The 16,047-nt window shown below is 75.6% G+C and carries 18 protein-coding genes and 1 pseudogene; 12 read left to right on the top strand and 7 right to left on the bottom strand.

What is annotated here, in order from left to right; translation table 11 throughout:
* Positions 1-182 precede the first annotated feature (182 nt).
* From ACGFSC_RS27210 to ACGFSC_RS27200, 3 genes are all read left to right on the top strand, one after another.
* The gene (locus ACGFSC_RS27210; RefSeq protein WP_359899342.1) at positions 183-1,526 is read left to right on the top strand and encodes a geranylgeranyl reductase family protein; all 1,344 of its coding nucleotides are present in this window, start codon (positions 183-185) and stop codon (positions 1,524-1,526) included.
* A 212-nt stretch (positions 1,527-1,738) separates the two neighbouring features.
* Positions 1,739-2,395: a TNT domain-containing protein gene (locus ACGFSC_RS27205; protein WP_359899340.1), complete on the top strand. Its 657-nt coding sequence runs from the start codon at positions 1,739-1,741 to the stop codon at positions 2,393-2,395.
* Between the two features lie 105 nt (positions 2,396-2,500).
* A complete protein-coding gene (locus ACGFSC_RS27200) occupies positions 2,501-3,100 on the top strand; it encodes a GNAT family protein (RefSeq protein WP_359899339.1) in 600 nt (199 codons plus the stop codon).
* A 36-nt stretch (positions 3,101-3,136) separates the two neighbouring features.
* On the opposite strand, the gene ACGFSC_RS27195 is transcribed toward ACGFSC_RS27200, so the two are convergent.
* Positions 3,137-3,841 carry a DUF4328 domain-containing protein gene (locus ACGFSC_RS27195; protein WP_359899337.1) on the bottom strand — a complete coding sequence of 235 codons (705 nt, stop codon included), beginning with the start codon at positions 3,839-3,841 and terminating at the stop codon, positions 3,137-3,139.
* Positions 3,842-4,006: 165 nt separating this feature from the next.
* On the opposite strand from ACGFSC_RS27195, the gene ACGFSC_RS27190 reads away from it, so the two are divergent.
* From ACGFSC_RS27190 to ACGFSC_RS27175, 4 genes are all read left to right on the top strand, one after another.
* Positions 4,007-4,483: a hypothetical protein gene (locus ACGFSC_RS27190; protein WP_359899335.1), complete on the top strand. Its 477-nt coding sequence runs from the start codon at positions 4,007-4,009 to the stop codon at positions 4,481-4,483.
* 65 nt (positions 4,484-4,548) lie between these two features.
* Positions 4,549-4,962 carry a hypothetical protein gene (locus ACGFSC_RS27185; protein WP_359899334.1) on the top strand — a complete coding sequence of 138 codons (414 nt, stop codon included), beginning with the start codon at positions 4,549-4,551 and terminating at the stop codon, positions 4,960-4,962.
* 4 nt (positions 4,963-4,966) lie between these two features.
* Positions 4,967-5,263, top strand: a complete 297-nt coding sequence (locus tag ACGFSC_RS27180) for a PRC-barrel domain containing protein (protein WP_359899332.1) — start codon at positions 4,967-4,969, stop codon at positions 5,261-5,263.
* Positions 5,264-5,274: 11 nt separating this feature from the next.
* Positions 5,275-5,859, top strand: a complete 585-nt coding sequence (locus ACGFSC_RS27175) for a type 1 glutamine amidotransferase domain-containing protein (RefSeq protein ID WP_359899330.1) — start codon at positions 5,275-5,277, stop codon at positions 5,857-5,859.
* Positions 5,860-5,872: 13 nt separating this feature from the next.
* On the opposite strand, the gene ACGFSC_RS27170 is transcribed toward ACGFSC_RS27175, so the two are convergent.
* From ACGFSC_RS27170 to ACGFSC_RS27155, 4 genes and pseudogenes are all read right to left on the bottom strand, one after another.
* Positions 5,873-6,727 (bottom strand): DNA ligase, encoded by an 855-nt coding sequence (locus ACGFSC_RS27170; RefSeq protein WP_359899448.1) that lies wholly within the window; start codon positions 6,725-6,727, stop codon positions 5,873-5,875.
* Between the two features lie 66 nt (positions 6,728-6,793).
* Positions 6,794-7,663 (bottom strand): annotated as a pseudogene (gene ligD / locus ACGFSC_RS27165) (non-homologous end-joining DNA ligase); the annotation flags it as partial.
* Between the two features lie 163 nt (positions 7,664-7,826).
* Positions 7,827-8,267, bottom strand: a complete 441-nt coding sequence (locus tag ACGFSC_RS27160; protein ID WP_359899328.1) for a VOC family protein — start codon at positions 8,265-8,267, stop codon at positions 7,827-7,829.
* A 7-nt stretch (positions 8,268-8,274) separates the two neighbouring features.
* Positions 8,275-9,195: a helix-turn-helix transcriptional regulator gene (locus tag ACGFSC_RS27155; RefSeq protein ID WP_359899326.1), complete on the bottom strand. Its 921-nt coding sequence runs from the start codon at positions 9,193-9,195 to the stop codon at positions 8,275-8,277.
* A 201-nt stretch (positions 9,196-9,396) separates the two neighbouring features.
* On the opposite strand from ACGFSC_RS27155, the gene ACGFSC_RS27150 reads away from it, so the two are divergent.
* Positions 9,397-9,810 carry a CBS domain-containing protein gene (locus ACGFSC_RS27150; RefSeq protein ID WP_359899446.1) on the top strand — a complete coding sequence of 138 codons (414 nt, stop codon included), beginning with the start codon at positions 9,397-9,399 and terminating at the stop codon, positions 9,808-9,810.
* A 172-nt stretch (positions 9,811-9,982) separates the two neighbouring features.
* On the opposite strand, the gene ACGFSC_RS27145 is transcribed toward ACGFSC_RS27150, so the two are convergent.
* Positions 9,983-10,933: an AraC family transcriptional regulator gene (locus ACGFSC_RS27145; protein ID WP_359899324.1), complete on the bottom strand. Its 951-nt coding sequence runs from the start codon at positions 10,931-10,933 to the stop codon at positions 9,983-9,985.
* 183 nt (positions 10,934-11,116) lie between these two features.
* On the opposite strand from ACGFSC_RS27145, the gene ACGFSC_RS27140 reads away from it, so the two are divergent.
* Positions 11,117-11,701: a pyridoxamine 5'-phosphate oxidase family protein gene (locus ACGFSC_RS27140; RefSeq protein ID WP_359899322.1), complete on the top strand. Its 585-nt coding sequence runs from the start codon at positions 11,117-11,119 to the stop codon at positions 11,699-11,701.
* Positions 11,702-11,817: 116 nt separating this feature from the next.
* Here ACGFSC_RS27140 and ACGFSC_RS27135 read toward each other — a convergent pair whose 3' ends face one another.
* Positions 11,818-12,213 (bottom strand): transglycosylase family protein, encoded by a 396-nt coding sequence (locus tag ACGFSC_RS27135; RefSeq protein WP_392864049.1) that lies wholly within the window; start codon positions 12,211-12,213, stop codon positions 11,818-11,820.
* 482 nt (positions 12,214-12,695) lie between these two features.
* Here ACGFSC_RS27135 and ACGFSC_RS27130 point away from each other — a divergent pair, with 482 nt between their 5' ends.
* The 3 genes from ACGFSC_RS27130 to ACGFSC_RS27120 all read left to right on the top strand — a co-directional run bounded on the left by ACGFSC_RS27130 (position 12,696) and on the right by ACGFSC_RS27120 (position 15,494).
* Positions 12,696-13,289: a universal stress protein gene (locus tag ACGFSC_RS27130; RefSeq protein WP_392864047.1), complete on the top strand. Its 594-nt coding sequence runs from the start codon at positions 12,696-12,698 to the stop codon at positions 13,287-13,289.
* A gap of 74 nt (positions 13,290-13,363) precedes the next feature.
* Positions 13,364-14,818: a PLP-dependent aminotransferase family protein gene (locus tag ACGFSC_RS27125; protein ID WP_359902701.1), complete on the top strand. Its 1,455-nt coding sequence runs from the start codon at positions 13,364-13,366 to the stop codon at positions 14,816-14,818.
* A gap of 160 nt (positions 14,819-14,978) precedes the next feature.
* The gene (locus ACGFSC_RS27120) at positions 14,979-15,494 is read left to right on the top strand and encodes a hypothetical protein (RefSeq protein WP_359902698.1); all 516 of its coding nucleotides are present in this window, start codon (positions 14,979-14,981) and stop codon (positions 15,492-15,494) included.
* Positions 15,495-16,047 lie beyond the last annotated feature (553 nt).

Genomic DNA, 16,047 nt, shown 5'->3' with positions numbered 1-16,047 from the left:
TCCGCTCCCCGGTCCGGTGGGTGAACCCGGACGGCCGTGGTGGCCGGTATTGACCGGTTCGCGGCGGCGGCCTGCGTGTCGGGGCGGCGGGCGGGTGCCGGGGTTCTCTATCGTCCGTCCGGAACCGCCCAGTCCGAGGAATCCGTCGCGAGTACAGCCGATCCGACCCGTGGGAGAGTGCGATGCCCGGCCCAGAGCAGACCGTCCGACCCGAGCGGACCGTCCGGCCCGAGGAGACCGACAGGGACGAGGAGGCCGTCCGGGCCGCGGAGAGCGCCGACGTCATCGTGGTCGGCGCCGGACCGGCGGGCTCCACCGCCGCCGCCCACCTCGCCCGGACCGGGCTGGACGTCCTGCTGCTGGAGAAGTCCGCCTTCCCGCGCGAGAAGGTCTGCGGCGACGGCCTCACCCCGCGCGCCGTCAAGCAGCTGACCGACCTCGGCATCGACGTCTCCGAGGGCGCCGGCTGGCTGCACAACCGGGGCCTGCGGCTGATCTCCGGGCGCCGCTCGCTGGAGTTCGACTGGCCCGAGCTCTCCGCCTACCCCGGGTACGGACTGGTCCGGCGCCGTGCCGACTTCGACGAACTGCTCGCCCGCAAGGCCGCATCGGCCGGTGCCCGGCTGGTCGAACGCGTCACTGTGACGGGCCCGCTGCTGGACGAGCGGACCGGCCGGATCACCGGCGTCACCGCCAGGTCGGGGGAGGAGCGCCGGCCGGTCGCCTACCGGGCCCCGGTCGTGGTCGCCGCCGACGGCAACTCCACCCGGCTGTCGGTGGCGATGAAGCGCTACCGCCGTACCGACCGCGCGATGGGCGTCGCGTACCGGACGTACTTCACCACCCCGCGCCACGACGACCGCTACCTGGAGGCCTGGCTCGACCTGCGCGACCCCGACGACCCGGCCCGGGGCCTGCTGCCCGGCTACGCCTGGGTGTTCGGCATGGGCGACGGCACCGCCAACGTCGGCCTCGGGGTCCTCGACACCACCGGGACCGAGGTGGACTGGCGGGAACTGCTGCGCCGCTGGTGCGACGGCCTGCCCCCGGAGTACGGCTACACGCCCGACGGGGTCACCGAGCCGATCCGCGGCGCCGCCCTGCCGATGGGCCTCAACCGCCGGCCCCACTACGCCGACGGCCTGCTGCTGGTCGGCGACGCGGGCGGCACGGTCAGCCCGGGGACCGGCGAGGGCATCGCCTACGCGATGGAGTCCGGCCGGTTCGCCGCCGAGACCATCGTCCAGGCGCTCGCCCGCCGCACCGACCGCGGCCGCGAACTCGCCCTGCGCGCCTACCCGCAGGCGCTGCGCTCCGCGTACGCCGGCTACTTCGCGCTCGGTCGCCTGGCCGCGGACCTGCTGGGCCGCCCGAAGCTGCTCGGCGCGGCCGGGGCCGCCGGGCTGGGCCACCCGGCGCTGCTGAAGGTGGCGTTCCGGCTGATGGTCAACCTGACCGAGCCGAACTCCAAGGACGCTCTCGACCGGCTGCTCCACCTGCTCGGTCGGGTCGCCCCGGGCAGGTGACCCGGTGGCGCCGGACCGCCCATCCTCCTGGACGGGCGGCCCCGCTGTCCCGGGTTCGGTGGAATCCGCGCAGTCGAACGAGCAGTCGTACGGATTATATTGACGAATGATCAGAAGATCCGATTGCCTGGTGTCGAACCAGCCACGGAGGGTGAGCACAACGCCCCTCCGTGGCTCCCTTTTCGACCGCTGACCCGTTCGACGGAGACACCGTGCGCCTTCGCCTTCGCCTGCTCGTCGCGCCGCTCGCCGCGGCCGCCGCCCTCACCGCCGTGAGCACCCCCGCCGCCCTCGCGGCCCCGGCGGCCACCCCCTCCGACCAGTGCTCCGCCGCCTTCCACCACGACGACGCCCGCCTCGGCCCCGCCGACCTCCCGACCACCGGTCCGGTCGGCCGCCAGCTCGCCGGCTACCAGCGCACCGGCGGCGCGAGCGACCAGACCTTCCTGGCCCAGTACTACGACCCGGCCGGCAACGGCGGCAAGGGCGGCTGGATCTACCCGCCGGCCGACGGCTACGTCACCCTGCCCGACGGCAGCCCGATCGAGTTCGACCTCACGCTGTACCCGAACCAGAACATCGACCGCTACGGCAGCGAGTACGGCGCCTACCTCGCCCCCGAGGGCCTGCCCTACGCCAACCGCGCGCTCCCGCCGCAGAGCCTGGACAGCAACCCGCCGGCCGCCTGCAACTACCACGACTACAAGGTGGTCAAGGCCTTCACGGTGCACGCCGGCCCGATCGCGCCGTGGTTCAACCAGCCCGGCTGGGGCCTCCAGTACCAGCTCGACGGCGCCCTGCTGCCCGGCGGCCCGGCCAGGCCGAACGTGCTCTGGCTGGTCGAGAACGGCTACCTGGCCCGGATCTGACCCGCTCCGGGCCCGCGGCCGCTCCGACCCGGACGGAGCGGCCGCGGGCCCGGGCCCCGGGAAATTCGCTGGCGGGCCCGGGGGCGCCGGGGATAGGAAGACGGGATGACCATCAGCGATCCCGCCACCGACCGGCGGGTCTTCCGCCCCACCGTCCTCGACCTCGGCGACGCCCTGCTGCGCCCGTTCGGGCACGGCCTCGACGTGCCCGGCGGCATCGTGCCCGCCCTGGCCGCCGCCGCGGCCGACCCGGCCGTCGCCCGCTGGACCCCGCTCGGCGGCTCCGGCCCGGTCGACGTCGAGGCCTACCTCGACCGCTGCGAGGCCCGCTGGGCCGACGGCACCGCGGCCCCCTTCGCCGTCGTCGACGCCGCCGACGGCCGCCTGTGCGGCAACGCCTACCTGGTGTGGACCAACCGGGACGACGGCGTCGTCATGGTCGGCTACTGGCTGCTCGCCGCCGCCCGCGGCCGGGGCCTGGCCACCCGGGCCGCCACCGCCGCCACCCGCTGGGCGGTGGAGCAGGCAGAGGCCCGCCGGATCGAGCTCTACCACGCCGTCGGCAACGAGGACTCCTGCCGGGTCGCGGCGCGGGCCGGCTTCCCGTACGAGGGCACCCTGCGCGCCTCCTACACCTACGGCGGGGGCGTCTACACGGACGAGCACCTGCACGCCCGGCTGGCCTCCGACCCGTTCACGGACTGAGCGCCCCGCCCGCGGGCCCCGGCCGACCGACCGGGCTCAGCCCCGGACGGTGCCGCCGTGGAGCCCGAACGCGGGGGCGGCGGACTCGGTGAAGCGCTCCTCCTGCATGGCGGTCAGCCCGCGGACCACCAGGACGGCGAGCACGGCGGCCACCACCAGCAGCAGGTCGGAGGCGATCAGCCAGCCGACGGCCTGCTGGTAGCCGTCCGCGTACTGCGCCGAGGCCGAGTCGAGGTACTGGGAGCCGACCCGGCCGGTCGCGTTGGAGATCCAGAAGGTGGCCCACCAGAGGTTGAGCAGCGTCTGCGGGAGCTGCGGGCGCACGCCCGAGGCGTCCGGCCGGGCGCCGGCCTGCCAGATGTCGCCCGCGATCTGGCGGGGGAACCAGAGCGCGACCACGGGGGTGAACCAGGCGCCGATCGCCCAGCCGCGCTTGAACCGGTGCCCGCGCGGGTCGAAGACCTCGGCGTTCACCCGGACCCGGTGGAACCAGGTGACGAACGCGACCGCGGACGCGGCCAGGGCCACCACCTGGAGGTAGCCGACGTTGTCGTAGAGCTGCGCCGTGTCCATCAGCGCGGAGCCGTCGGACTCGGCGCCGGTGGCGAGATCGCCGGCCTCCCCGTACAGGCGCAGGCCCACGCCGAGCGGGGCGAGGGTCGTGGCGGCGCTCACGGCGAGCAGAACGGTGGCGGCGGTGGCGCTGGCTCTCGGCGAGCGGTACACGGCGGGCGAAGGCATCGGGGATCGGGCTCCTGGACTGGACCAATGTGACGGAGCGACACCCTAGGGCCAAACGATCACCCCTGACCAGCCACTTTTCCGGGCCGTCGAGAGGATTCCGGAGGCCCGGTCGCAGGCTGCGCGCGCGGCGGAGGAGCGACCTAACCTGGAAGGGAGCATTCGGTGCGTCGCCCGCGAACGGAAGCGGTGGTCATGACGGTGGTCTCGGCGGCTCTCTTCGGTACCGACTGGTGGCAGCCCGCGCTGCCCGGCGGTGCCGAGTTGCTGCGCGAGTGCGCCGCCCGGGGGTGGACGGTGGTGCTGACCGGCCCCGGGCCCGCCGGGGCTCCGGCGCTCACCGTGGCCGATCCCGGGGGCGATCCGGTGAGAGCCGCGCTGGACCTGGTGGACGGCAGGCCCTGGCACGCCGTGGCCGTCGCCGGGAGCGTGCGCGAGGTACGGGCCGTGCGGCGGGCCGGGGTGCCGTGCGTCGCCCTGACGGCCGGCCGGGACACCGGCCCGGAGCTGCGGGCGGCGGGCGCGGCCGAGGTCCACCGCGACGCCGCCGCCCTGTTGGGGGTCCTGGACGACAGCCTGCTCGCCCGCCCCCGGGCCTTCGGGCCCGTCGGCGCCGGAACAGGCGGTGCCCGCAACGGTTAGTGCCGGCCCGTACCGGGCAACCGCCGGGTGCGAGCACGTCACCGGAAGTGTCGGAGGTGACCGAGATGGACGGTCCCGCTTTGAGCGGATGGGAGCGGCGGCTCCTCGAGGAGATCGAGTCCGATCTGCGCCAGGACACACGGCTCGACCGGAAGCTGAGCACGATGGGGGCCAAAGCGCCGAGCCGGGTCCGGCGCGTGCTCCGCGGGGTCGGGCGCAGGGTCACGGCGGGGGTGACGCTGACCGCCCTGGTGATGACGGCGATCTGTTTCGGCGTGGGCGCCCGGACACCGGCCACCGCCGTACTGGTCGCGCTCGGGGTGGTCTGGGCGGCGACGGTGGGGGCCGCGGTCGCCGCCTCCGAACTGCTGCGCCGCCGGCGCGAGGCCCGCAGCGGTGTCGCACCGGCGGACCCGACGGAGTTCCGGGAACGCCGGGAGCGCCGCGATCGGCGCCCCTGGGACCGGCCGGAGGCGTGACGCCATGACCACCGACCTGTGGGAGTACCGCCCGGGCTCCCATCCCGCCGCCGACCTCGCGCTGGTCGGGTACGAGGTGCACGCCACCGACGGCCCGGTCGGCCGGGTCGAACAGGACGCCGGGGACCACCTGCTGGTCGACGCCGAGCCCTGGGTGCCGGGCGCCCGGGTGCTCGTCCCGGCCGGACTGGTCGCCCGGCTCGACCACCTCGACCGCGCCGTCCACCTCGACTGCCCGCGCGCCCGGCTCAGCACCGCTCCGCCCGTGGCCGTCGACCTGACCGCCCCGCACCCGGGCTGAGCGACCGCGCCATGGGCTGGCCGTCCACCACGCTCACCGGCCGGACGATCGCGTTCCTGGTCGCGCCGTACGGGGCCGAGCAGGTCGAACTGACCGACCCGTGGCAGGCGGTCGCCGAGTCCGGCGGCACCCCGCGGCTGCTGTCCACCGCCGAGGGGCGGGTCCGGACCGTCCGGCACCACGCCGAGGGCGACACCTTCGCCGTCGACGCGCTGGTCGCCGAGGCCGACCCGGCCGACTACGACGGGCTGGTCCTCCCCGGCGGCGTCGCCAACCCGGACCGGCTGCGCCTGGACCGGTCGGCGGTCGGCTTCGTGCACGCCTTCGGCGCCGCCGGCCGGCCGGTCGCGGCGATCTGCCACGCGGCCTGGACACTCATCGAGGCCGACGCCGTACGCGGCCGCACCCTCACCTCCTGGCCCAGCCTGCGCACCGACCTGGTCAACGCCGGTGCGCACTGGGTGGACGAGCCGGTGCACGTCTGCCACGACGGCCCCGGCCCGCTCGTCACCAGCCGCAGGCCCGCCGACCTGCCGCTGTTCGACGACGCCTTCGTCACGGAGTTCGCCCACGCGTCGGCGAAGCGCGGGAAGTGAGCGCGGTCCGACGTCAGTCGCCCCGGAGGCGGACGAAGGTCGCGGTGGGCGGGCGGCCGGTGAGGGTGAACTCGGCGCGCAGGGGCGAGGTCAGCGGGTGGACCGGGCCGTGCTCGGGGTCGGTGCCGGGCGGGCCGAGCAAGGGGCGGACGACCTCGGCGACCTCGCCGGACTGGACCGGGGTGAGCCGCGGGGAGGTCAGGAACACCCGGCCGTCGTCGAGCCGCAGGACCAGCGCGTGCGGGTGGTCGGCCGGGCCGGTGACGGCGCCGACGGTGGCGTCCAGGGTGTCGCCGCGGCGGAACTTGACCCAGACCCGGCCCGCGCCGCGCGGCCGGTACGCGGCGGCGGCGGCCTTGCAGACCAGGCCCTCCACCCCGGTGTCGGCGAGCCGCTCCATCCACTCCAGCGCCTCCGCCCGGTCCGTGGTGGCCATGACCGGCCGGATCGGCGGCGGGACGTCGGCGAGGGCGGCGAGCAGCAGCCGACGGCGGTCGGTGAGCGGCAGCCCGCGGACGTCGCGGCCGGGCAGCGCCAGCAGGTCGAAGGCGATCAGGCCGAGCGCCACCTCGGGGGCGGCGGCGCGGGCCCGGCGGGTGCGCAGCAGCTCGCCGAAGGCGAACCGGCCGCCGCGCCAGGCGACCAGCTCGGCGTCCAGCACCAGCCCCTCCGGCAGCCGGGCCACGGCGGCGGCGACCAGCGGGAACTCGGGGGCGAGGTCGCGGCCGCCGCGGGACTGGAGGTACGCGGGCCGCCCGCCCCGGGCGAAGGCGACGCAGCGGAAGCCGTCCAGCTTCAGCTCGTACTGCACGCCCCCGCCGCCCAGGCCGTCGGCGGGCGGGACGGCGGTCACGGCGGCCGGGCGCATCACCTCGACGGGCGGGTGCAGCACCTGGCGCGCCGGCGGCCGCGCTCCGGACGCCGAGGGCGCACCTGGCAGCGGCCGGGCCCGCTCCGGGTCCAGCAGCGGGGCGAGCAGGTCGCCGTGCGCGGCCAGCCGGTCGGGCACCTCGGCGAGCGTGAAGACCAGGTCCCGCTCCTCGGTGGCCCGTTCCAGTTCCGCCCAGGCCAGCGGGGTGGAGACGGTCGGCAGCGGCCGGGCCCGCAGGGTGTACGGCGCGGCGGTGGTCTTCTTGGCGTTGTTCTGCGACCAGTCGACCAGCACCCGGCCCCGGCGCCGGGCCTTGGCCATGGTGTGCACCACCAGCTCCGGGCGCTCGGCCTCCAGGGCGGCGGCCAGCGCCTTCGCGTAACCGGAGACCCGGGTGCTCGGCGTGGGCTCGATCGGGACCAGCAGGTGCAGGCCCTTGGAGCCGGAGGTCTTCACCCAGGCCGCCAGACCGTCCGCCGCGAGCCGCTCCCGCAGCAGCAGGGCGACCGTGCGGCAGGTGAGCACGTCGGCGCCCTCGCCGGGGTCGAGGTCCAGCACCAGCCGGTCGGCGAGGGCGGGCGCGGCCGCGTGCCACTGCGGGACGTGCAGCTCCAGGCAGCCCAGGTTGGCGACCGCCAGCAGCGCCGCGCCGTCCTCCAGCACCACCTGCCGCAGCTCGCCGGTGTTGCTCGGCACGTCGACCGTGCGCACCCAGGCCGGGGTGCCGGGCGGCGGGTTCTTGGCGACGAACACCTCCGCCTCGACGCCGTCCGGGCAGCGCAGGAAGGAGACCGGGCGGTCGCGCAGGTGCGGGAGCAGGGCGGTGTGCACGGCGGCGTAGTAGCGCAGCACCTCGCCCTTGGGCGTGCCGGTGCGGGGGTAGTACACCTTGTCGAGGTGGGAGAGGGCGAGGGTGCGCCCGTCCACCGTCATCTGCGGCACGCTCCGCCTCCGATGCCTCCGATGCCTCCGCTGTCGCCGCTGTCTCCGATGCCTCAGGTGCCTCCGCTGTCTCCGGCGCCTCCGGTGGGGTGCCCCCGCAGCCAGTCTGCCCCGGTTCGGCGGCGGCCGCCCCGAGGGCTCCCGGGGGCCGTCCTCAGATGCCCGTCGTCCGCCCGGCGGGCGGCCGGGGCGCGCCCGGGTACGTGCCGAAGTACCAGCGGTTGCCCTCCGGGTCGGCGGCGGCGAAGTCCCGCGAGCCGTAGTCGGTTTCGTACAGCCCGGTGGTGATCCGGGCCCCGGCGGCCACCGCGCGGGCGTGCACGGCGTCCGGGTCGGCGGTGACCACGTACGCGGTGAAGCCGCCCGGCCGGCCCGGCCAGGGCTCGGCGCCCTCGGGCGTCCCGCGCTCGGAGCCGAGCATCACGCCGCCGCCCTCGGGCCAGGCGAGTTCGGCGTGCGCGACGACGTCGCCCTCGCCGTAGGTGACGACCTCCTGGAAGCCGAAGGCCTCGACCAGGAAGCGGATCAGGGCCCGGGCGTCGGTGGCGCGCAGGCTGGGCCAGACCTGCGGGGCGGGGGTCTCGGTGGCGTCCATGGCTCACTCACTCCTCGGGAAGCGTGGGTCGTCGTGCGGGTCGTTCCGCCTCCCACTCTGCGGCCGCACCCGGCGCCCCGCCTTGGACGTTTCGGAACTTCGCCTGCTCCGGCCCCTCCGCCGCCAGCCAGGCGCTCGGCGCGGCCCCGGCCAGCGCCCGGAACTCGCGGGCCAGGTGCGCCTGGTCGAAGTACCCGCAGCGCACGGCCAGTTCCGCGAGCCGGGGAGGCGGCTCGGTGGCGGCGAGCAGGCGCCGGGCGCGGTCGAAGCGCATCACCCGGGCGGCCGCTTTCGGGGTCAGCCCGGTCTCCCGGCGGAACCGCTCCTGGAGGTGCCGGGCGCTCCAGCCGGTCTCCCGGGCCAGCTCCGCCACCGGCAGCGCGCCGTGGCTGCGCCGCAGTGCCTGCCAGGCCCGGCCGACCTCGGGCGGCACCCGGCCGGAGGGACGGGCGGCCCGCAGCAGCGCCCCGTCCAGCACGGCGAACCGTTCCGTCCAGTCGGGGGCGACCAGCAGCTGCTCCCGGAGCCGCGGGGCGAACCGGCCGAGCACCTCCTCGGCGGGTACGTCGATCCCGGCCAACTCCCCGGCGGGCAGCCCGAACAGCGCCCGGGCGGCGAGCGGGTGCACGGCGATCTGCACGCCGGACTGCGCGCCCTCGTGGGTGATCAGCGCGGGGGTGGTGTGCAGTCCGCCGAGCAAGGTCGGGTAGCTGCCGGGCGGCTGTGCGGGATCGGGGTGCCCGGCGATCACCAGCGGCTCGTCGAGGGTGAGGATGAAGGTCAGGTACGGGGACGGCAGGCCGCGGTGCGCGGAGGGGGCGAGGCCGCGCTGCCGGTAGCCGGAGTACCGGGCCAGGTAGCGGCGCAGTGCCGTGGTGGGCCGGGCCCGGACGGCCTCGTCGACCGTCCGCTCGGCGTCCGTGGTCATGCTCCCAGTATCGGCGGTCGGGGCCGCCGGGCGCCGGGCCGGGGTCGCGGGCGGGGGCGGGGTTGCTTATGGTGAGGGCGCGGTCACACCCCTTCCGCCCCGACGGCGGGAGCCCGGGAGCGCCGCCGGGGGGATGCGGGGGGACCAGCGGGGGGAACCACCGACGAAGGAGTCCCCGTGACCACCACTGCCCGAGACATCATGCACACCGGCGCCCAGTGCGTCGGCGCCCACCAGACGCTGGCCGAGGCCGCGCGGATGATGCGCGACAAGAACGTGGGCGCGCTGCCGATCTGCGGCGACGACCAGAAGCTGAAGGGCATCATCACCGACCGCGACATCGTGCTGCGATGTATCGCGGAGGGCAAGGACCCGGCCACCATGACGGCCATGGAGCTCTCCGGCCACCTGCACTGCGTGCGCGCCGAGGACAGCATGGAGGCGGTGCTGCGCAAGATGGAGCAGCACCAGATCCGGCGCATCCCGGTGATCGACGGGGACCGGCTGGTCGGCATGATCAGCGAGGCCGACCTGGCGATGGGGCACCGCGACGGCCAGCGGCTGACCGATCAGCAGATCATCGAGTTCATGGACAGCGTCTACATGAAGCATTGACCGGCTGACGCCCCGCGTGCCCCGTGCCTGCCCGCCCCCGTGACCGGCCGGTCCCCCGTACCGGCCGGGCCCTTCGAGCGTGCCGGGCGGGGCACCGGTTCGTCTTGTACAAATGCGCACCGCCGGCGGCCGCGCACTTTCGGGGGCCGCATGTCGTGCGCGGGCGTGCGCCTCAGCCTCCGGCGTCCAGGAGGGTGCTGGTCACCCGCCCGGTGACCCGGTCGGTGACCCGGCCGGCGGGCTCGGGCAGGGCGGCGGCGGTGCGCCGGGACGCCAGGAACGCGCTCGGCGAGCGGCCGACCATGGCGCGGAAGGTCCGGTCGAGGTGCGACTGGTCGTAGTAGCCGCAGCGCGTGGCCAGGTCGGCGCCGGTGGTTCGCGCCCCGGCGGGGCGGCGCCCGAAGGGGTGGTCCCCGGCGGTCCGCTCCTCGTGGGCGGTCAGGACGTGGAGGGTGCGCTGGAGCCGGAGGATGCCGGCCGCCTGCTTGGGGGCCAGCCCGAGGTGCTCGCGGAAGCGCAGCTCCAGCCTGCGGCGGCTCCAGCCGGTGCCCTCGACCAGGGCGCCGATCGGCACCAGCCCGTGGGTGTGCCGCAGTTGCCGCCAGACCCAGTGCACGGACGGGTCCCAGTCCGGCCCGTACGCGAACAGCGCACCGAAGTAGCCGTCCAGCATGGCGAACCGGGCCGGCCAGCTCGGGGCGTGGGCGAGCCGGTCGGTCAGCGCCCGCAGCCGCGGGCCCAGCACGTCCCCGGCCTCGGCCCAGTGCCCGCCGAGCTCGCCGGCCAGCGGACCGAATGCCCGGAAGGCGCCCTGCGGAGTGAGCGAGACGGCCAAACCGTGCAGCACGCCCGCGTGTTCGGCGATCGTCGCGGTGCGGCGCAGCCCGGCCGCGACCGAGCCGAAGGCGGTGGCGGGCGCGGGGGAGACGGCGTCGGTGAGGCTCATCGTGCCTTCGAAGGCGAGGGCCACGGTGACCACGTCCGTCGGCACCTCCAGCCGTCGGAGCGGCCGGCGCAGGGCCAGCCGGTAGCCGCGGTAGCCGAGGACGTACGGGCGCAGCGGCGCGGCGGGGGTGCCGAGGACCGTCCCGGGCGCGGTGGTGGGGAGGGTGCTCCGGGTCATCGCAACTCCCGTGCTCGGCCTGGCGGGTGGCAGGTACCCGAACCATCGTAGGCGCCGCCGGGCGGCCTTTGGAGGGCGCGGACGGCGGTCGGTCGGCTTCGGGCGGCCCGGGCCGCCCGAGAGGCCGTCTCAGGGGCCGGAACCTCCTTTCCCACCAGTCGGGATGCGGGCACACTTGCGCCCATGGGAAAGCAGTACGAACGCATCGACGGCCGGCTGCGCGGTTTCATCGAGCGCCAGCCGGTCTACTTCGTCGCCACCGCCCCGCTGGCCGCCGACGGGCACGTCAACCTCTCGCCCAAGGGCCGCGCCGGGACGCTCGTGGTGATCGACGAACTCACCCTCGCCTATCTGGACTTCGGCGGCTCACAGGCCGAGACCGTCGCCCACCTGCGGGAGAACGGCCGGATCACCCTGATGTGGTGCGCCTTCGAGGGCCCGCCGACCGTGGTGCGGGTGCACGGGCGCGGCGAGCCGGTGTTCCGGGACGACCCGCGGTTCGCCGGACTGCTGCGCCACTTCGACCCGGCCGCGGACGGCTCCGGTCTGCGGGCGATCGTGCTGGTCGAGGCCGAGCGGGTCAGCGACTCCTGCGGTTACGCGGTGCCGTTCATGGACTACCGCGCCGACCGCGACCTGCACGCCCAGTACTTCGACCGCAAGGAGGAGGAGGAGTTCGGCGCCTACTGCGAGCGCAAGCCGCTGGTCGGCACCAGCATCGACGGCCTGCCGGCCGTCCCGCTGCCGCTCCCGCCCCGGCCGTCCTGACCGTCCCGGTCGTCCTGACCGGCGCGTTCGTCCCGGCCGCCCCGATCCCGCGGGCCCCGGGCACGACGAGGCCGCCGCACCCCGGGTGGGGTGCGGCGGCCTCGTGGCGTGCGGTCCTACTTGGTCAGACCGGCCTTGGCGGAGCAGACCGGCCAGGCGCCCGGACCCTGGGCGGCGAGCACCTTCTCGCCGACGGAGATCTGCTGCGCCTTGGTGGCCTGGTGGGCCTGCGGGGCGTAGGCGGTGCCACCGAAGGCGGCCCAGGTGCTGGAGGTGAACTGCAGGCCGCCGTAGAAGCCGTTGCCGGAGTTGACGGCCCAGTTGCCGGTCGCCTCACAGGCGGCGACCTTGTCCCAGACCGTGGCCGGCGCGGCGGAGGCGCTGGTGGCCGCGACGAGGCCGGCCGCGGGCAGGGCGGTGAGCGCCCCGGCCATCAGAGCCATCCGGATGCGGTTGCGGCGCTTCGGGGTGGCGGTGGTGGCGGCAGCGGCGGTCTCGTTGCGGAAGGTCATGGAGTTCCTTTCGGAGGGTTCGCGAGCGCGCGGAACCAGACCCTCGGAAGGCCGTCGGTTTCGGGGACACGTCACTCGCGTGGTTCTGCACCGTCCTGCCCGGGGGCGGTTGGCCCGGCCGGAGCGGATCGCTCGGTGCAACGGGTTCGAAGTTACGGGGGTGGTCGTGGCGGTTTCAAGGATTCGAAGGTTTAGCCATGTCAGAGGGCTGTTACCGGGCGTAAGGATCAAGGAATTGTGGCGATTTCGCCCGATTTACCACTATTTCCAAGATCAAATAGCCCCGGGAAGTGGCCCGCGCCACTCCGGACCCCCCGCAGAACCGCTGTGAGGCCGCCCACACGGTCGACAGCGTGTGACGGTCGGCCAGCCGCCGGTGCCGGATTCGGCGTCCGGGCCACCGCCCCGGGTGGCCCGGGCCACAGCCCTCACCCGGAGAGCCCGCCGCCGTCACTCCCGGTGGCGGGCATAGCCTCATTTCCATGAGCAACGAGAGCGATGCAGCGGACACGGCGGACGCGGGAGAGGCGGCCGCCGGTACGGGTGGGGCGGCGGACGCCGGCGCGCGAGGGGCCGCCGCGGCCGGGGCGCCGACCGGCCCCCCGGAGCACGAGGCCGCGGCCGCACCCGCCGGCTTCGAGCTGGGCACCGACGGCCCCGGCGTGATCCTGGCCGGCCTGGACGGCTCCGACTCCTCCTGGCGCGCCACCGCCTACGCCGCCGGACTGGCCCGCCGGCAGGGCGCCGTCCTCGCGGTGGCGTACATCCAGCCGATCCTCGGCGCCGCGACCGCCCTGGCCGGGGCCGCGGTGGAGGAGACCACCCAGGAGATCGCCGAGGAACTGCTGGCCGCGCTGCGCGAGGCCGAGCACCGGGTGCGCGAGGTGTGGAAGGTGGAGTGGCGCTTCCTGACCATGCGCGGCGACCCGTACGGCGGCCTCGCCAAGCTCGCGGACGAACTGCGCGCCGACGCCGTGGTGGTCGGCGTCTCCGAGCAGGCGGGGCACAAGGTGATCGGCTCGGTGGCCGTCCGGCTGGTCAAGGCCGGCCGCTGGCCGGTCACCGTCGTGCCGTAGGAGGGACAGTCCCGGCCCGCGGCCGGGCAACCGCCCGAGGAGGGCCGGGGCGGCGGCCGGTAGGGTGCGTGACCATGACGGACACGCGGGGCACGCACCCCTCCGAGCCCGCCCACTCGACCGGCAACGACCTGCACCTCGACCTCCCCGCCACCGGGGGTCGGCGCGCCGCGCTGATGGCGGCGCTGCGTGAGGCGATCCGCAGCGGCAGACTGGCCCCCGGCACCCGGCTGCCGCCCTACCGCGCCCTCGCCACCGACCTCGGCCTGGCCCGCAACACCGCCGCCGAGGCCTACGCCGAACTCGTGGCCGAGGGCTGGCTGACCGCCCGCCAGGGCTCCGGGACCACCGTGGCCGAACGCGCCGAACCCGTCCCGCGCACCCGGGCCCGCCGGCCCGTCCGCCGCCCCGGCCCCACCCACGACCTGCGGCAGGGGCAGCCCGACGCCGCCTCCTTTCCGCGCACCGCCTGGCTCGCCGCCGCCCGCCGGGCCCTCACCGGCGCCCCCAACGAGGCCTTCGGGCCCGGCGATCCCCAGGGCCGGCGCGAGCTGCGCACCGTCCTCGCCGACTACCTCGCCCGCGCGCGGGGGGTGCGCACCGACCCCGACCGGATCGTGGTCTGCTCCGGCTTCGCCCACGCGCTGCGGCTGCTCTTCGACGGCGCCGCACCCGTCCTGCCGCCCGCCGAGCACGGCCCGCTGGCCGTCGAGGCGTACGGGCTGGGCTTCCACCGCGGGCTGCTGGCCGCCGCGGGCGTTGCCACCGTTCCGCTGTCGATCGACGAACTGGGCGCCCGGACCGGTGAGTTGGCCCGGTATCCGGAGGTCCGGACGGCCCTGCTCACCCCCGCCCACCAGTTCCCGACCGGCGGCCCGCTGCACCCGGGCCGCCGCGCGGCCGTGGTCGACTGGGCGCGCGGGCGCGGCGGGCTGCTCCTGGAGGACGACTACGACGGGGAGTTCCGGTACGACCGCCAGCCGGTCGGCGCCCTCCAGGGGCTCGACCCCGAGCGGGTGGTCTACCTCGGCAGCGCCAGCAAGAGCCTGACCCCCGCGCTGCGGCTCGGCTGGATGGTGCTGCCCGACCACCTGGTGGACCGGGTGCTCGCCGCCAAGGGCGAACGCGAGGGCTGGGCCAGCGCCCTGGACCAGCTCACCCTCGCCGATTTCATCGACTCCGGCGGCTACGACCGGCACGTGCGCCGGATGCGCCGCCGCTACCGGGACCGCCGCGACCAGCTGGTGGCCGCACTGGCCGCCCGCGCTCCGCACATCGAGGTCTCCGGCATCGCGGCCGGCCTGCACGCGGTGCTCCGGCTGGAGCCGGGCACCGAGCGCTCGGTGCTCAAGGCCGCCGCCTACCGGGGCCTGGCCGTCGAGGGGCTCGCCGACTACCGCCACCCGGCGATCGGCGAGGAGGCGATGCCCGCCGTCGACGGACTGGTGGTCGGCTACGCCACGCCGCCGGACCACGCCTACCCGGCGGCGCTCGGCGCGCTCTGCGACATCCTGCCGCCCTGCGGGTGACGGGGCGGGGGAGGAGCGGCGAAGCATAGGGCCCCGGGCACGCCCGTGGGGGCGGAACGCGGGCGGCGGGTGCGCGGTGTCCGTTCGCCGCTCCTGCGTCGGTACGGACCGGGGCCGAGGAACGCAACCCGGGCGGAGGCGAGGCCTACGCTCCTTGGTCATGCGCAGAACACATCCGAGTCGCGCCGCGCTCGCCGCGTGTCCGGCCCTCGTCGTCGGTCTGCTCCTCGCCGCCGCCCCCGCCGCCCGGGCCGACACCCAGCTGCCCCTCACGGCCGTCTCCGACAAGCAGACGACCGTCCGGGGCGGCGAGTTCACGCTCTCCCTGACGCTCACCAACCCGTACGACACCCCGATCCAGTTCGTCTACCAGAGTGTCCAGGAGACCTACGCCACCAGTCTGGAGAACGGGCTCAAGTTCACCGCGACCGCCTGCGGCACCCAGACCAACGGGTGCAGTGACAACGTCCACGGCGGCATCGCCCGCTACAGCGTTCCACTCGCCCCGGGCGCCAGCAGCGCCTTCACGGTGACGTACGCCGTCGCCCCGGATTCGGCCTGCGGTCCGGACACCCGGATCGACTTCTACTCCTACCTGTACTACGAGTACAACGGCGGTGAGACCAACAACTCGGGGATCATCGGCATCCCGGGTACCCAGGTCGCCTGCGCCTGACCCGACGGGACCGTCGGCGCCGTCGGCGTCATCGGCAGCCCCTCGCGGGCGCCGGGCCTCCCCGGTGCGGACCCCGACCTGCGCGCCCCCCGTTCACCCGTCAGGTGCCGGCTTCCCCCGTGCCGGCACCTGACGGGCCCTTCGCGTTCCCGGAGACCTCCGCGCCCCCCGGGACCGTCGCGTCGCCGGGGTGGTTCGCGCACTCCTCGCCGACGCCGGGACGGTGCGCCGGGTTGACGTCCGGCGATGGCCTCCGGGCCGTTCGGCAGGGCCCGGGCCGGGACTGGAAAGCCTTTGGCAGCACGGGGATCGCAGGGGCGAACGGATGTTCCCGGAGTTTATGTGACTGTGGGGGCGGACCGGGCGAGATTCACCCTATCGGGGGGTAGTGGGCCTCCGTGCGGGCCCGGTCGGGTCCTGGTGATCTAGGGTTCCGGATGGGCCGCCCGGAGACGGCGGCCGCCTTTCGCGTGAAACACCAACGCCCCCACCAGTAAGCGGATCTGATGATCCGTCATGGCATGCGCCAGGACGGGCCGGTATGCCCCTGGAC

It is taken from the genome of Kitasatospora sp. NPDC048715 (genome assembly GCF_043198905.1).
In the GTDB taxonomy this organism is placed as follows: Bacteria; Actinomycetota; Actinomycetes; order Streptomycetales; family Streptomycetaceae; genus Kitasatospora; species Kitasatospora lactacystinica.
The sequence above is the reverse complement of the archived record's forward strand: the minus strand, read 5'-3'. Positions and strand labels throughout refer to the sequence as shown.

Coding starts and splice junctions, on each gene's coding strand:
- ACGFSC_RS27135 (WP_392864049.1), bottom strand. CDS start 12,213: ATGACCTTCCGCAACGAGACCGCCGCTGCCGCCACCACCGCCACCCCG.
- ACGFSC_RS27175 (WP_359899330.1), top strand. CDS start 5,275: ATGGGCTGGCCGTCCACCACGCTCACCGGCCGGACGATCGCGTTCCTG.
- ACGFSC_RS27185 (WP_359899334.1), top strand. CDS start 4,549: ATGGACGGTCCCGCTTTGAGCGGATGGGAGCGGCGGCTCCTCGAGGAG.
- ACGFSC_RS27170 (WP_359899448.1), bottom strand. CDS start 6,727: ATGCGCCCGGCCGCCGTGACCGCCGTCCCGCCCGCCGACGGCCTGGGC.
- ACGFSC_RS27125 (WP_359902701.1), top strand. CDS start 13,364: ATGACGGACACGCGGGGCACGCACCCCTCCGAGCCCGCCCACTCGACC.
- ACGFSC_RS27155 (WP_359899326.1), bottom strand. CDS start 9,195: ATGACCACGGACGCCGAGCGGACGGTCGACGAGGCCGTCCGGGCCCGG.
- ACGFSC_RS27140 (WP_359899322.1), top strand. CDS start 11,117: ATGGGAAAGCAGTACGAACGCATCGACGGCCGGCTGCGCGGTTTCATC.
- ACGFSC_RS27145 (WP_359899324.1), bottom strand. CDS start 10,933: ATGACCCGGAGCACCCTCCCCACCACCGCGCCCGGGACGGTCCTCGGC.
- ACGFSC_RS27210 (WP_359899342.1), top strand. CDS start 183: ATGCCCGGCCCAGAGCAGACCGTCCGACCCGAGCGGACCGTCCGGCCC.
- ACGFSC_RS27130 (WP_392864047.1), top strand. CDS start 12,696: ATGAGCAACGAGAGCGATGCAGCGGACACGGCGGACGCGGGAGAGGCG.
- ACGFSC_RS27150 (WP_359899446.1), top strand. CDS start 9,397: ATGCACACCGGCGCCCAGTGCGTCGGCGCCCACCAGACGCTGGCCGAG.
- ACGFSC_RS27200 (WP_359899339.1), top strand. CDS start 2,501: ATGACCATCAGCGATCCCGCCACCGACCGGCGGGTCTTCCGCCCCACC.
- ACGFSC_RS27180 (WP_359899332.1), top strand. CDS start 4,967: ATGACCACCGACCTGTGGGAGTACCGCCCGGGCTCCCATCCCGCCGCC.
- ACGFSC_RS27120 (WP_359902698.1), top strand. CDS start 14,979: ATGCGCAGAACACATCCGAGTCGCGCCGCGCTCGCCGCGTGTCCGGCC.
- ACGFSC_RS27160 (WP_359899328.1), bottom strand. CDS start 8,267: ATGGACGCCACCGAGACCCCCGCCCCGCAGGTCTGGCCCAGCCTGCGC.
- ACGFSC_RS27195 (WP_359899337.1), bottom strand. CDS start 3,841: ATGCCTTCGCCCGCCGTGTACCGCTCGCCGAGAGCCAGCGCCACCGCC.